The sequence below is a fragment of the Candidatus Zixiibacteriota bacterium genome (assembly GCA_040752815.1).
Taxonomy (GTDB): Bacteria; Zixibacteria; MSB-5A5; order GN15; family FEB-12; genus JAGGTI01.
The window spans coordinates 38363-53779 of the sequence record JBFMGC010000007.1; the positions used below are offsets into that span (position 1 = coordinate 38363).

5 protein-coding genes are annotated in these 15417 nt (G+C 57.9%); 1 reads left to right on the forward strand and 4 read right to left on the reverse strand.

Annotated features, from left to right (window positions below; all coding sequences use genetic code 11):
* Positions 1-557 precede the first annotated feature (557 nt).
* On the forward strand, positions 558-9872 hold the full coding sequence (locus AB1772_03335) for a T9SS type A sorting domain-containing protein (GenBank protein MEW5795373.1): 9315 nt from the start codon (positions 558-560) through the stop codon (positions 9870-9872).
* Between the two features lie 62 nt (positions 9873-9934).
* On the opposite strand, the gene AB1772_03340 is transcribed toward AB1772_03335, so the two are convergent.
* From AB1772_03340 to smc, 4 genes are read right to left on the reverse strand one after another with little or no spacing between them, the layout of a single operon-like run.
* A complete protein-coding gene (locus AB1772_03340; GenBank protein ID MEW5795374.1) occupies positions 9935-10405 on the reverse strand; it encodes a 23S rRNA (pseudouridine(1915)-N(3))-methyltransferase RlmH in 471 nt (156 codons plus the stop codon).
* Entirely contained in the window at positions 10398-10799 is a 402-nt protein-coding gene (locus tag AB1772_03345) for a secondary thiamine-phosphate synthase enzyme YjbQ (protein MEW5795375.1), read from the reverse strand. Before AB1772_03345 ends, AB1772_03340 begins: the two co-directional genes overlap by 8 nt.
* Complete coding sequence (ftsY, locus tag AB1772_03350; protein ID MEW5795376.1) at positions 10796-11710, reverse strand: signal recognition particle-docking protein FtsY; 915 nt, start codon at positions 11708-11710, stop codon at positions 10796-10798. Before ftsY ends, AB1772_03345 begins: the two co-directional genes overlap by 4 nt.
* A 22-nt stretch (positions 11711-11732) precedes the next feature.
* The gene (smc, locus tag AB1772_03355) at positions 11733-15410 is read right to left on the reverse strand and encodes a chromosome segregation protein SMC (protein ID MEW5795377.1); all 3678 of its coding nucleotides are present in this window, start codon (positions 15408-15410) and stop codon (positions 11733-11735) included.
* Positions 15411-15417 lie beyond the last annotated feature (7 nt).

A 15417-nucleotide genomic window follows, 5' to 3' on the forward strand; every position in this document is an offset into this window, starting at 1 on the left:
AGTCGCGAATTCTCGAATAACTCCGGGGGCCGGTTTCCGGTCCGGCTAAAACCTGCCTATCTTGTTGTCCGAAAAGGGAGTACGTTGTTTACAACGACTCATCAGCGATACTACGCTGCATTCTATCTGGCGAGCCCATCGAACGAGTCTTAGGTCCGATCACTGCATGTTTGCAAAGGGGACAAGTGAGGTCTTGTAGGCAATGCAGCGACTACTAATGGACAATCCAGTTCACATCTAATAGAGGAACCGATTTGTAAGCCGTTGGAGCAGTCGGGGCGGGGCGTAATTCCGACTTGGCGTGATTCTTGCAGCAAAGGGCGTAAACTGGCCCTATGCCTTGACTTTCGGGCCGAAAGAGCTATATTGGGACGCTTGTAGGAATTGACGGATTTACTACCCAAGCCTTACTGCCCATAGGTCCCACAAGAAGCTCTTGGCCGCTGGAATTAAGACAGAGTCTTCTGCATGAGGTCCGCTGGCTTTTTGGGATTGCCGTACCGTCCCGATTCGTGGGGGATCGGTTTGCCGGTTCGCAATCGCACCTTGGAGGAAAGATGACGAAGCGAGGGTTGCTCCTCTACCTGACAACCTTTTTTTGCCTGGCCCTAACGGCAGCGCACTCGTCGGCCCAGATTACCGGCGATCCATCGTGGGCGCCGGTTGTGACCCTGCCCGATGACGCCACCGTGACCTGGTGCCAGGCGGATTCTATTTGCTACGATATCACGGCTGTAGATCCGGACGCCACTGATTCGATCTGGATGTCGCTCGTGAGCGGGCCGATCGAATACACGCCTACGCGCTTCGGTCACGAGTTTACGACCACGATTTGTTTCCGTCCCGAGGGATCAGGGGACTACCGGTTTGTCTGGCAGTTTGTCGATCGCCAGAATCATGTCGTAACGGATTCGGTAACCTATACGGTCGAGCTCGGCACCCCACCGAGCCTGGAAGATCAACAGTTCTCCGGCATACTCTGTGATCTGCAGGCGCCCCGCCAGCTCAATCTCGTTTACACCGCAAACGGACGCGAGCCGACTTTCCAGCTGCTGTCTGGACCGGGAAGTATCGACCCCTCGGGCGGCCGGATCACCTACGAGCCGGACACCTCCGGCGTTTTCGAGTTTCTGGTAGCGCTTGAAACCGACTGTGGCGCCGACACGGCGACCGTTACTGACAATCTCGCCCTAAACCTGCCGCCGTATTGCATCGGATTCGACACTACAGTCTACCTCTGCGATACGCGACAGATCTGTTTTGATATCGTGGCCCGCGACCCCGAGGGCGATCCAATCACAATCACGATGCCCGAAGGACTTGGGACATTTGTCCAGACGTCGGATTCCACCGGCCGGACCTGTTTCACGCCGCGCGAGGCTGATTCGAGCCGGTACATCTTCATCTTTCGCGCCGCCGATAGCTGCGTGCTGGCGGCCACCGAAAAAGCCGGAGAACCGTACTGCTGTTATGATACAGTTATAGTCGATGTGGTCATAACGCTGCCGGGCGAACTGACCTGTCACAGCGATACCACGATTCACCTGTGCGTGCCGCCGGAACAGTTGCCGGTGGATATCTGCCTGGATGGCTTCTCCAGCACCTGGAAGAACAGCACGATTTCGTTTGGGACCCTCGAGGGAGATTCGCTCTGCTTCGAGGTGGATACGCTCGGTATCTACACGATCACTTATGCCGCCTCCGACACCTGCGGCCATGTCGATACCTGCATCACCAGGGTGACTATCATGGGCAACAACGTGCCGTATGTCACCTTGGCCCGCGATCAGTCTATCGATCTCTGCGTCCCCGAGACTGTCTGTATACCGGCGGCGGCCGACGATCTGGATTTCGACCTCTACCGCGTGACCACAAACTATGGCCAGTTCAGCCGGTCATCAGGGACGATATGCTTCCTCGCGGATACGTCTGGAGCGTACACGATAATCCTGACTGCCGAAGACCTGTGCGGTTCATGGGATGCTGATACTGCGGTTGTGACTGTCGATCTCCATGCTCCGCCGATGGTCGTGCTTGGCGACGACGCCGAGATTGCGCTCTGCGATCTGCAGGAAGTTTGTATTGATGCCACAGTAACCGGCGAGAACATTCAATACTTCGCCACTTCCACCGGCGCGCACTACAACGAGCAGACCAGCGAGGTATGCTTCACTCCGAAGGCGTCGGGAACGTATGAAGTGTTTCTGCAGGCCATAGATGACTGTGACCGGGTTGTGGCTGACACAGTTGTGATCGAGGTCTCCATCGGCAGCGCGCCCGCCATCTCGAACTTCCGCGACACCACCGTCTATCTCTGCTATCCGCGCCAGATCTGTCTTGACCTGAATATAAGCGATTCGGACAACGATATCGCCGGCGTGGCTGTCAATCGCGGTCAATATGCAAACAACCAAGTCTGTTTCGTACCGTACAGCATGGGCATCTACAAGCTGATCGTGACCGCTACTGACAGCTGCGGGCACGTCGAAGTCGATACGGCCGAAGTGACCGTGAAGACCGATCAGGGGATAAGTTTAGTCACACCCGGTGACACCACGATTTTCCTCTGCGAACCGGACACGCTCTGTTTCCCGATTGGAGGGATACCTGAAGGGGCTCAGGTGTCGGTGAGTGGTATTGCAACTTATTGGGATGCCGTTACCAATTCTATTTGCTTCTATTCTGACTGCTGTCTCGAGAACAAGTTGACTGTTTCGGTTACGACTGAGTGCGGGACATATTCGAAGTCGTTCACGGTCGACGTGCAGACCAACAGCCGCCCGGTGGTATTCCTGCCTAAAGACACGACGTTACTCCTGTGCGAGCCGGAGACTGTCTGTCTTCCCGTGGCGATAAGCGATATAGACGGTAATGTGGCGAGTGTCGCCGTAACGGGCGGAACCTATAATGCTTACGACCGCACGGTCTGCTTTGAAGCTCTCGAGGAGGGCGTGCACCAGATTGACGTCACCGTGACCGATTCGTGCGGCGCGGTGGCGACTGACAGGATGACGGTGACGGTGACGCTCAACGAAGCTCCGTGGGTTAGGTCAACACTGGCGGATTCGGTATTTCGCCAGTGTGAGCTCTCCGAGGTGTGCATCCCGATAGAATTTGCCGACCCTGACGGTCAGCAGGTTACCATCACGGTTTCGGGTGGCTACTTGCAGGAACCGCCATCGGGCAACACCGCAAACGTCTGCTTTGTACCGTCTTCCTACGGTGATAACTGTATCGATATTTATGTAATCGACCCTTGTGGTGAGTCGGACACCGCTCATGGATGTGTGGCGATAGCCGAGCCGTCAACGATTGCTATTGACTGCCCTGTGACCATAGCCAACACGCAGTGTGGCCCCGGACAGTACTGCGTGGATATTCCAATTACCGGCGAATACCAGACGGTTACTACGAATATCGGTACCTGGTCAAACGGCACCTGGTGTGTAGATGTGAGCGAGCCAATCGTTGGCAATCTGGAAATCATCGCGGTCGGTGAATGTAATGTCGATTCATGTATCGTTCCACTGAACCTGATTCCGGTCGAACCGCCACTGCTTGTCTGCCCCACGGATGTGGATACGCTGTTGTGCGGGCCGAGTATCATCGTATTTGACGTGCCACTCTTGTCGGCAGCTGGACCGGACGAGTCTGTCACGGCCAACGCACCTGCCACTGTTGAGATCATCGGGCGAACTGCGCGGCTAAGCGTCCCGATTAGTGAGCCGGGACAGCAGGTCATCACGCTGACCCATTTCAACCCGCCGTGCGAGCCATATGTGTGTAGTTTCATAGTGAACGCCCGCTTCAACACTCCGCCGGTGCTGGCAGTCGAGGGAACGACCGTTGAAAGCTGCACTTTGCAGGAAATCTGTGTACCGTTCAGCTACTTTGACAGCGAAAACAACGTGGTGAGCATCCGCAGCGACGCGGGCCCCGTGACCTGGGCAAACGGCGTCGGTCAGGTATGCTTTACTCCAGCTTCCTTCGGCATTCATGAGTTGACTCTTACGGCAGTTGACACCTGCGACGCAATGTACGAAGTGCCGTTTTCGGTGACCATCAACCAACTGCCGTCTGTGGCTATCGAGTGCCCCAGCTTTGTCACTCCCCCGACTTACTGCGGTTTCGAGCTGCACTGTCTCGATCTCCCGATCGGTGGTCAAGTCGACTCGGTAGTGACCAATTACGGTGCCTGGGCGAACGGGCAGCTGTGTTTCGACATTAATGAGCCTGGCACCTATGACCTGCTGACGATTGCCTACGGCCCGTGCAATGTTGACAGTTGCATATTCCCGGTAGTCTACCTCGAACCGGTAAACGTCATGTGCAGCGTGGTCGACAGCACCGTGGTCCTGTGCGAAGAGATACCTACTACTGTCAGCATTCCGGTGGCGATAACAGGAGACGACGTTCAGTACGAAATCCGCCCGAACACGTATCCGTACGCAAACGGCGCCGTCGACGTCAGCTTCAGCCGCGCAGGCCAGTATCCGGTCACCGTGGTAGCCTGGAACGACTGCAGTCGCGACAGTTGCGACTTTGTTGTCATTGCCGAGGTGAACGCCCCGCCGGTGGTCACGCTTCCCGCCGATTATCAGGTCATCCAGTGCACGTTCGCTGAACTCTGTGTACCGATAACGGTTGTCGATCCGGATAATGACCTGGTCGTGATTCGTACCTCGCTGGGCGTCATCAATGGCAGCCAGGTCTGCTTTACGCCCAATGCCTACGGCGAGTACGAGATTGTAGTGACCGCGACCGATGATTGCGGCGGAGTCGGAGTCGGTGCGATCACGATTACAGTGGTCGAGGGAACAACTGTTGCCCTCACCTGTCCCGATGGTCCTATCTCCGTTGACATTGACTTGCCGGGCGACGTGCGGATACCCGTTGGTGTGCAGCCGCCCGGTTTCGACGTTACCGTTAGCCCGTCAGGCACGTACGATCACGCTACCGGCGAGGTCGTGGTTCAGATAGAGTCCGAGGGCTTGTACCAGTTCCTGGTCAAGTCAGTGGCGGATTGTAACACCGATAGCTGCAAGATTACGCTCGAGGTCGGCCAGTACATACCGCCGTTTGTCGAGTGTGTTGCTGAGTCCGATACGCTGCTGTGTCTTTCCCAGGCGCGCCAGGTATGTCTGCCGGTGACGGTTTATGGAACCGACGTACTGGTTGAGGTTACGCCGCCCGCATTGTTCACCGGCGACGCCGTCTGCCTGGATGTCACCGCGCCGGGCGACTATGTGATCGATATCAAGGCCTACACAGATCGCGATACCGTCACCTGCCAGTCTGTTCTTCATGTGACCGGCGGCAACCCGCCGCTGCTGACCATGCCGCAGACTCTGGACTATACTCTTTGCGGCGTGGGCGAAGTCTGCTTTGACGTAACGATGGAGGACGCCGAGTTTGATATCACGAGTATAGTGGTCAACCACGGCTCGTATGACATCAACCGAGGGCAGATCTGCTTCCTGGCGGATACGGCGGGTACGTATGTCATTGAAATGACAGTAGCTGATTCCTGCGGGAATGCAACGACTCGTAGCACCGCCGCCACCATCGACTTCAACCAGCCGCCGCAGGTCAGCCTGGGAGACGACAGGCGCGTGTTCGCCTGCACCTTGGGCGAAGTCTGTGTCGATGTCTCGATTGTCACTGATGATCCGGTGACAGTGACGACATCGCTCGGTCACTACGATCCCGAAGCGGGTCAGGTCTGCTTCCTACCTGAGCAGCCCGGGCTGTACGAATTAACGGTCGAAGTTACCGATCAGTGCGGTCAAAAAGCGTCTGACATAGTTATTGTAGAAGTAGATGCCAATGATCCTCCGCAGATCACGCCGCTCAGAGATACGACGATCTATCTTTGCTATCCGCGTGTTATCTGCCTGGACGCCCTGGTTAGTGATCCCGATGGCAACCTGGCCTCGGTAACCACGTCGCGAGGCAAGTATGAGAACGGCACGGTGTGTTTCGCCCCGTACAGCATGGGTGAGTATAGAGTCGTCGTGACCGCCACCGACGAGTGTGGCGCAACCGTTACGGATGAGGCTATAGTTACGGTCCGCACTGATCAGGGCATTAACCTCGTTTGTCCCGAGGATCAGACCGTCTTCCTCTGCGAGCCGGACACGCTCTGCTTCCCGATAGGGGGTGTTCCCGATGGCGCCACGGTAACGGTTCAGGGTATCGCCGCCTGGTGGGATCCGGCCACCCAGTCGGTCTGCTTCTATTCCGACTGTTGCCTCGAAAACAAGCTGACGGTTTCGGTAACGACCCCTTGCGGCACGTACTCGTGCAGCTTTACGGTCAGTGTTCAGACTAACAGCCGTCCTATCGTTCTGCTACCACGTGACACCACTGTTATACAGTGCCAGCTCGAACGCATCTGCCTTCCGGTAGGAATCAGCGATATCGACGGCAACATCCGCAATGTCCAGGTTACCGGCGCAAGTTATGATGCCTACTCACGCACTGTGTGTTTCACTCCGCCAGCGCCGGGCAGATACACAATCGATGTCGCCGTCACCGACTCGTGCGGGGCAGTGGGAACCGACCGGATGGTAGTCGACGTGAACCTCAATCAGCCGCCGGTTATAGTCTACACGCCCAAAGATACTGTCTACAAGCAGTGCCAACCGGAGGAGATTTGCCTGCCGGTAGGCGTAAGTGATCCGGACAATAACATAGCCGACGTGACAGTCACCGGCGGCTACTACGACGCCCAGACCGGCAAGGTTTGTATCCTGCCGCAGGGTGTTGGTACTTTCTGCGCCCAGATCACAATTACCGACAAGTGCGGCCTGAGCGCGACTCAGGAGGTGTGTGTTGAGGTTTCCGATGGCGACCGCGTGGATATCCAGTGCCAATCCCCGGAACCGCTGACTCTGTGCGAACCCCAGACTGTGTGCGTGGCCGTGCCCGTAGTGGGCACAGATTACACCGTAACTACCAGCTACGGCTCCTGGAGCAATAACGAGCTCTGTTTTGTCGCGGATACGTCGGGCAGTTACCGAATCAGGCTGATCGCTACCGCCCAGTGCAACGCGGATACCTGTTTTGTCACCGTGCCGGTGACGATCCTGCCGACACTAAGCGTGACATGCCCCGCCAATGACTCTCAGTTCCTCTGCGGAGCAGATACCCTCTGCTACCCGTTCAGCTTCACCCCAGCGAACGCCACAGTCACAGTCAGCGCTCCGGCGTACCTGAGCGGCGGGCAGGTCTGTGTGCCGGTCCTTCAGCCGGGGACACAGACAATTCGCCTGACGGTATCGAACCAGTGCGGAACGGTCGAGTGCTCGTTCACGGTGACGACCACATTTAACGGTGCGCCGGTAGTTTTGGCGGGAACAGATCGCAACTACGTCGAATGTAATCTGCACGAAGTCTGCTTCCCGATCAGCATCTCCGATCCGAATAGTAATATCACCGAGCGTACCACGTCGGCGGGTCGCCTTGTCGGCGATGCCCAGCTTTGTTTCACGCCGCCGAGCTATGGCACGCACCAGATCATCATCCGGGTGGTCGATGCCTGCGGCTTATCTGACGCCGACACTGTTTTGGTGGACTACACGCTGGGTGCGAGCGCCTCGATACAGTGTCCCGATGGCACGCAGTACGCTTCGGTGTGCGGTGTCGACACCATTTGCATTCTCGCGCCGATCACACCCGCCAACGCCACGGTGACTATTCGACCGTCCGGAATCTACAAACCCCAGACCGGCGAAGTCTGCATCCCGGTCAGCCAGGGCGGGACAATCCCGGTGGAGATCATCGCGGCCGCACAGTGTGGCGCCGATACCTGTCGCTTCAATTTGGAAGTCGATATGGGCGTCAAGCCGGTCGTGCAGTGTCCGGGCAGAATCGATACGCTGCTCTGTCTCGTCACTCCCGATACACTAAGAGTGCCGATCACGGCCAGCGGGACCGGGCTCCAGGTAAATGTCAATCCGACGGGTTATTATGCCGCCGGCTATGTCAATCTGCCGATCACTCAGGCCGGGCAACACAACTTCGAGGTGATTGCCTTTGGCCGCTGTGGCGCCGACACCTGTGAGATCGAAGTAAATGTGACGGCCGACCAGGCGCCATTGCTCACCGTACCCACCCAAATGACTTTCGAACGCTGCCCCGATGATATCGATGACATATGCATAGGCGGCATATTTGCGACGGATGCCGAGTCCGACGTGACCATCACCAAAGTCTGTGGCCCCGGTTCATTTGTCTCGCAATCAGGCGACAGCGGAGCGGTCTGTTTCGTTCCCGCGTCGTTCGGACAGGTGCAGTTCTGTTTCGAGGCCACCGATGGCTGCCATGTGGTGCAGAAGACGTTCTTGGTGAACGTGACTGTCAAGCCTGACTGCGACGTGTGTGTGCGGTTGTCTATCGACGGCGGTGCTGATTCGCCGGTTGGTTTGCGGAAGAAAGTGGCCGTCAACGTAGAAACTAACGATCCCATCGGGGGATTCGATATTCTCATCGGCTACGACAAGTCGGCGCTCATCTTCCAGTTGGGTTCGATGGCGGGCGGTGACGCGGAGGCGTGGGAGTACTTCACCTGGGCGTCCGACGTAGGATCATGTAGTGGCTGCCCCACAGGGGTCGTTCGATTTGTCGGAATAGCAGATCGCAACAACGGCGCGGCGCATCCGCCGGACTCGGCCTACCGGCCGAACGGCAAGCTGTTCGATATCGAATATCTGATTGTCAATGACCAGAACCTCGGCAACCAGTTCGTGCCGATATCATTCGTCTGGAACGACTGCAGCGATAATGCCCTCTCGGATACCACCGGCACGATTCTGTATATCGACAGCCGCGTCTACAACCCCGAAGGGCAGGTCATCTGGGATGAGTTTGACGACGCCAATTATCCGGAATCGGCCCGCCAGAGTGGTTTGGGGGCGCCGGATACCTGTATTGTCGAGGGCGCCAAGTCTCAGGCGGTGCGGTGTGTGGAGTTCCACAACGGCGGCATTAAGATTATCAGTCCTGAGGACATTGACGACCGCGGTGATATCAACCTGAATATGATAGCCTATGAAATCGCCGACGCGGTCGTTTTCACGAACTACTTCATCCGCGGGCTTGCGGCGTTCACCATAAATGTGGCAGGCCAGATCGCGGCCACCGACGTTAACGCCGATGGTTTGACGCTGACAGTGGCTGACTTGTCGCTGCTCATTCGTGTCATTATCGGTGACGCCAACCCTATTCCGAAGGTGACACCGTACGCGGAGCGGGCGGAAGTGATTACGACGCTTGACGGCGGCGCGATGCGTATCGGAGTCGAAACGGCGCACGGAATCGGCGCGGCGTATCTCGTGTATGACATCGCGCCGGGAACGGAAGTGGGCGAGCCTTACCTGCTGCCGGCAGCCGCGGATTTCGATCTGCGCTCGGGCATCCTTGATGGCCAGCTGCGACTGCTCCTCTATGACATCGGCACTGCGGAAGTCGACGCCGGATTACAGGAACTTATCGAGATTCCTGTTTTGGGCGAAGGTGTGCTCACCCTGGCGCACGCGGAAATAGTCGACTACCAGAGCCGGCCGTACCTGGCCGCCGCGGCATCGTTGCTGCCGGACGAGTACGAGCTGAGGCAGAATTACCCCAACCCGTTTAACCCGTCGACCACGATCAGCTTCGCGCTTCCCGTGTCCACCGGCTGGAGCCTGAAGGTTTACAACATCGCCGGCGCCATGGTCTGGGAGCAGGGCGGCAATAGCGCGGGCGGAGTGGTGGATGTTGTGTGGGACGGTCGCAGTTCGGACGGCGATCTGGTGGCATCGGGCGTGTACCTGTACCGTCTCGACGCGAACACTTATTCAAACACTCGGAAGATGATTCTTCTGAAGTAGTAGTATCTTCTCATCTTTCCTCTCGAGGCGTTCGTGTCCCGGCAGTGACGCGGACGCCTCGTTTATTTGTGGTAGTCGGTCCCCCGGAGAATTGAATAGGCGCGGTACAACTGTTCGAGCAGTATGAGCCGCACCAGTTGGTGAGAGAACGTCAGACTGGAGAGCGACCAAACCTCGTTGGCGTGTTCCAGCAATCGCTTGTCGAGACCCCAGGCGCCGCCTATTACGAAAACCACCGTGCCGCGTGAATCAACCTCGACTTGCTGAAGCCGTTTGGCCAGCGCGGGGGAGTCATATGCCCGGCCACGATCATGCAGAGCTATGTAGTACTCATGGCCGATCGCCCCGGCGAGTTTCCCGCTCTCTTTGGCCTTTATTACTTCGGGGGAGAGCGACACAGTCGACTTCAGCGTGGGGAGGAATTTCAGTTCTACCCCTGCGAATCGGGACAACAGCTTGACATAATGATCGCAGCCGTCGCTAATCCAGCGATCTTTGTCCTTGCCTACAGTGATAATCCGGATGTTAAGCAAACCCGGCGACCTTGATGATGAGTTGGCGCGTCCTTGGACCGTCGAACTCGCAGAAGAAAACCCCCTGCCACTGGCCGAGTACTGGGCGCCCCTTTTCGATAAGCACCTGCACGGAGCTTCCCAGAAGTGACGCTTTGATGTGGGCGTCCGAATTCCCCTCGCCATGATGATACCCGTCCTCGCGCGGAATCTCCTTGCCAAGTTTGTGAAGAATGTCGCGGCGGACATCCGGATCGGCATTTTCGTTGATAGTTATTCCGGCTGTCGTGTGAGGGACAAAACAAACGGCTATGCCGTCATCAGCACCCGCCTGCCTCAGGGCCTGCATGAGAAGATTGGTTACATCAATCATCTCTTCCCGTCGAGAAGTTTTCACCGTGAAGGAGTAAATCACTGGAACAAGGCCTCGGCGAACTGGCGGGGGTCGAACCGTTGAAGGTCATCGACGGTCTCGCCAATGCCGATGAAGTCCACCGGAACTTTCAGTTCCTCGGCGATGGCAATGACTACACCCCCCTTGGCGGTGCCGTCGAGTTTGGTTATTATCAGTCCATCGCAGCCGACCGCCTCGGAGAAGATCCGCACCTGCGAGAGGGCGTTCTGGCCGGTGCTGCCGTCGATGATCAGTTTGCTCTGCACCCTGGCGTCCGGCGCAGCTTTACCGACCACACGCTTGATCTTCTTCAGTTCTTCCATGAGATTCGATTTGGTATGCAGCCGCCCGGCTGTATCCACTAACAGGAGATCAACTCCGCGCGCACGGGCCGCCGCGGCAGCGTCGAACGCCACCGCCGACGGATCGGCGCCTTCTTTCGAGCGGATGATCTCGACCCCGGCTCGCTGCGCCCAGATACTGATCTGATCTATGGCGGCGGCTCGAAACGTATCACACGCGGCTATCATGACTTTCTTATTGTCGGACGCGAAATAGGTGGCCAGCTTGCCGATCGTGGTGGTCTTGCCGACACCGTTCACTCCGGTAATGAGCCAGATCATGGGCCTGCCGCCGCCGGAGGGGAATAGATCATGCCAGTCCGCGGCAAGTATACCAGCGATCTCATCCTTAAGAAGGGCGATAACCGCTTCGCCCTGGGTGGCGCTCTGCTCGCGCGCCCGTGCGCGCAGGCGTTCGATCAGCCGTGTAGTTGCCTGCACGCCGACATCCGCCTCGATTAGTATCTCCTCGATTTCATCTATCAACTCATCGTCGATTCGACGAAGCGATACGACCTGTGAAATTCTCCCGAACAACTTGTCCTTTGTGCGGGAAAGAGAATCGCGCAGCTTTTCGAAAGGGCTGAACATGATGTGCGCACGCGCCCGGCGATCAGGCGTCGCCGTCCGGCTTGATGGTCACGGCGGGTGTGATCCGCTCGAGAATCGCTTCGGGCAGCGGCTCCTGGTCGGCAGTTTCAGACGCTGGTTCGGCGGCAGCCTCAACGGTGACCAGTTCATCGCTGCCGTCATCCTGCCGCGCAAACTTGACCGCCACCAGCTTGGATACGCCTGGCCGTTCCATGGTGATGCCGTAGAGGTTGTCCGATGCTTCCATAGTGATCTTGTTATGTGTGATCACAATGAACTGCGTCTGCAGGGAGAAATGCTTGATGATTTTCAAGAAGCGCTGGCAGTTGGCATCGTCCAGCGGGGCATCGATCTCGTCCAGGATGCAAAACGGCGACGGCTTCACGAGATAGAGCGAGAACAGCAGCGATATCGCGGTCAGGGCGCGTTCGCCGCCGGAGAGCATGGTGATGGGCAGGAGCTTCTTGCCGCCGGGTCGGGCGGTGATTTCGATATCGGACTCCAGCGGGTCTTCCGGATTCACCAGCGTGATTCGCGCCTCGCCGCCGGCAAACAGCTCCACGAACAGTTTGCTGAAATTCTCCTGCACTTTGTCAAATGTCGTCGTAAAGAGATCGCGCGCCGTCTTGTTGATCTTTGTGATGGTCGAGCGCAGGTCGTTCTTGGCAATCGTGAGATCGTTTAGCTGTGCCGAGAGGAACTTCTCTCGCTCGGCGGTCACCTCGTACTCTTCAAGGGCGACAAGATTGACCGCGCCGAAGTTCTTGAGCTTTTCTCTCAGATCGGAAATCAGCGCCGGCGCGTCCTCGTCGCTTATTTCCTCCTGCGGACGGCCGATCAGCATGGTTGAGATATCAGTGTCGTATTCCGCGCGAAGGCGATCAATTAGCGCCGTCACCGCAGAGCCTACCGCGGTCAGGCGCACCTCTGCTTTGTGCAGTTGGTCCGCGACAGCCTCCCGCTCCTGGCGCAACCTCTTCAGCGTGGCTTCTTTTTCCGCGGTACGATTCATTACCTCGGCCTGGCGAGCGCGAAGATCGAGCTGCACCTGCGCCAGGCGGTCGCGCTGCTCGAAAGCCGTTTTGAGCGCCTGCTCCATCGTGCCCAGAGCGGCTTCAGCGCATTCGATGTCCTGCCGGGCCTGCTCGACTTCTGTCGCGCAGTCGCCCCGATTCTGCTCGATCTCGGCGAGCAACTGATTGATATGGACGATCTGGTGCTCGGTCTGCTCGACCCGGCTGCGGGCCTCGATTGCCTCCACCTGCAGGCGTGACACCTCGGCGTTGGCTTCAACGGCCTGCTGTTCCAGATCGCGCAGCCGTAATGTGGCCTGTTCGATCTCGGCAAGAAGAGTGGTCTTCTCGCCGGCTAGTCCGTGGGCATCAAGACCCAGGGACTGCTGTCGGCCCCGCATGTTTACAATTCGCGCGGCGAGAGCATGCTTCTCACGATTCAGCCGCTCCAGTTCTGTCATCAGCGTGCGGCCGGCAAATTCAGCTTCGTTTAACTGCCGCTGCTGTTCCTCGATTTCCTGAACCATATCCTCGAGCCGCGAATTGAGCTGTTCCGACTCGGCCCGGAGCGCGCCCAGCCTGGCGGTACTGCGGTTCTTCTCGTTGGCGACAGCATCGATCTTCTGCTGAATGAGGGCGATCTCCCGATCCTGCTCGGCGATCCGTTCCCTGCGGCGAAACAGCGAGAAGACATCATCGGAGCCGCCTGATATCAGGTTCTTCTGATAAAGCACTCCCTCGGTGGACACCGCCCCGAAACCGTAGGGGAGACGCTCGAGAATGGCGTCCACGTCCGCGCCGGGACCAAACACGATCATGCGCGAGAGCACCGCTTCCTTGAGGGTGCGCAGGGACTCTTCGGTCGTCACCAGAGTATCGAGCCAGCCGATTACGCCGGGCATTTCCATCTCAGGACGCCTGACACCCGGGGTTATCGTGCCGCTCAGAGGAACAAGAATGCCCACCCGTCCCTTACCCTGGGAGCGCAGGTAGGCGATGATGCTCTCGGCCTGGACACGGTCCCGGCAGATCAGGTAGCGGGCCATTTCGCCCAGGGCGGCCTGCAGCACGGTCTCCATGCCCTCTCGAGGCACGAATTTGTCTGCGACCGTGCCCACCAGATCGGGCCAGCGATCCCGCGCGCTCATGGTGGTAACCACGCCGGACTCATAACCCTCATAGTGCAGCATCATGTCTTCGAGAAGGAGGCGGCGCGCCTCACACGCTTCCAGAGACGCCTTGAAATCGGATAGCTGCAGCGACAAGCCCTCGCCCTGCTCCATGCACTCCTCGATCGCCGCCACAACTTCCTTGCGGCGAGTTTCTGTGTCGGCGCGCGTGCGAACCATCTCCGTCAGGTCCTCGCGCAACCTTTCGGTTTGCTCAATCATCTCTTTCTGGCGCGGATTGTTGGCGGCGATAGCCTGCTCGAGCTGCGCGGCCATGGCCGTCAGCTCATCGGTCTGTTCGCGGAGAGCGCTTTCCTCGGTCACTCCCGACGACAGCCGCCCTTCCAGTTCGAGCAGCTTTCTGTTTTCGACCTCCTGTGCGGTTCGGGCCGCCAGGAGCGTCTGATCGACTTCCGCTTGTTTTGCCTGAGCTCTAGTCAGTTCGTCATTGCGAGCCTGCAACTGCTGTCGGGCGGTGGCGAGCCGGGCTTCGGTCTCGGCAAGTTCACGGTGAAGCTCCTCGGTGCGGGTGTCGAAACTCTGGAGATCGGATCGTCCTTTAGTGATCGTCAGGGCAGCGTTGGCCTTCTTTTCGTTCAGGACCGAAATCTCCCGCTCCACGCGGTGGGCTTCTTCCGAGACGGTGTAGATCTCGTTACCGATAGCGTTCAGCCGTTGCTCGATATCAACCTGGTCTCGGCGGTCGCTCTCCAACTGACCGGCTGCCAGATCCAGGACCGCACCACGGCTGGTCTTCTGATCGGTAAGCGAGTCGTACTCCGATTGTAGTTCACGCTTTTCCTGCTGCAATTGCCGCAGACGGCTCGCCCCCAGATACAATTCCCACGAGCGAATGCGCTCTTCGAGCTTCTTGTATCGCTCGGCTTTCTTGTGCTGGCGGTAGAGCGCGTTGACACGAGTCTTGACCTCCGCGTAGATGTCTTTCAGTCGCAGGAAGTCGTTTTCTGTGGCTTCGAGTTTGCGCAGGGCGGCCTTGCGGCGTTGTTTGTACTTGGTGATTCCGGCTGCTTCCTCGAACAGAAAGCGCCGTTCCTCGGCCTTGTCCGAAATCACTGAATCGATCATGTGCTGCTGAATGACCGAATAGGAGTGCGCGCCGAGACCGGTATCGACAAACATATCGATAATGTCTTTGAGGCGGCAGGGCACTTTATTAATCAGGTACTCGGATTCGCCACTCCGAAACAGGCGCCGCGTAATCTGCAACTCGTGATACTCGGTCGGCAGGATTCCGCTGTTGTTTACGATCGTGAGGGTGACTTCAGCCATGCCGAGCGGCTTGAGTTCGGCGGTGCCGTTGAAGATCACTTCTTCCATCTTGCCGCCGCGCAGGAGGGTCGGCTTTTGCTCACCCAGGACCCAACGGAGGGCGTCGAGCACGTTCGTCTTACCGCATCCGTTGGGGCCGACAATTGACGTCACCCCGGTGGCAAACTTGACAGTCGTCTTGGTGGGAAAGGACTTGAAACCGAGCAGCTCGATTTGCCTGAGATACACGAAACCT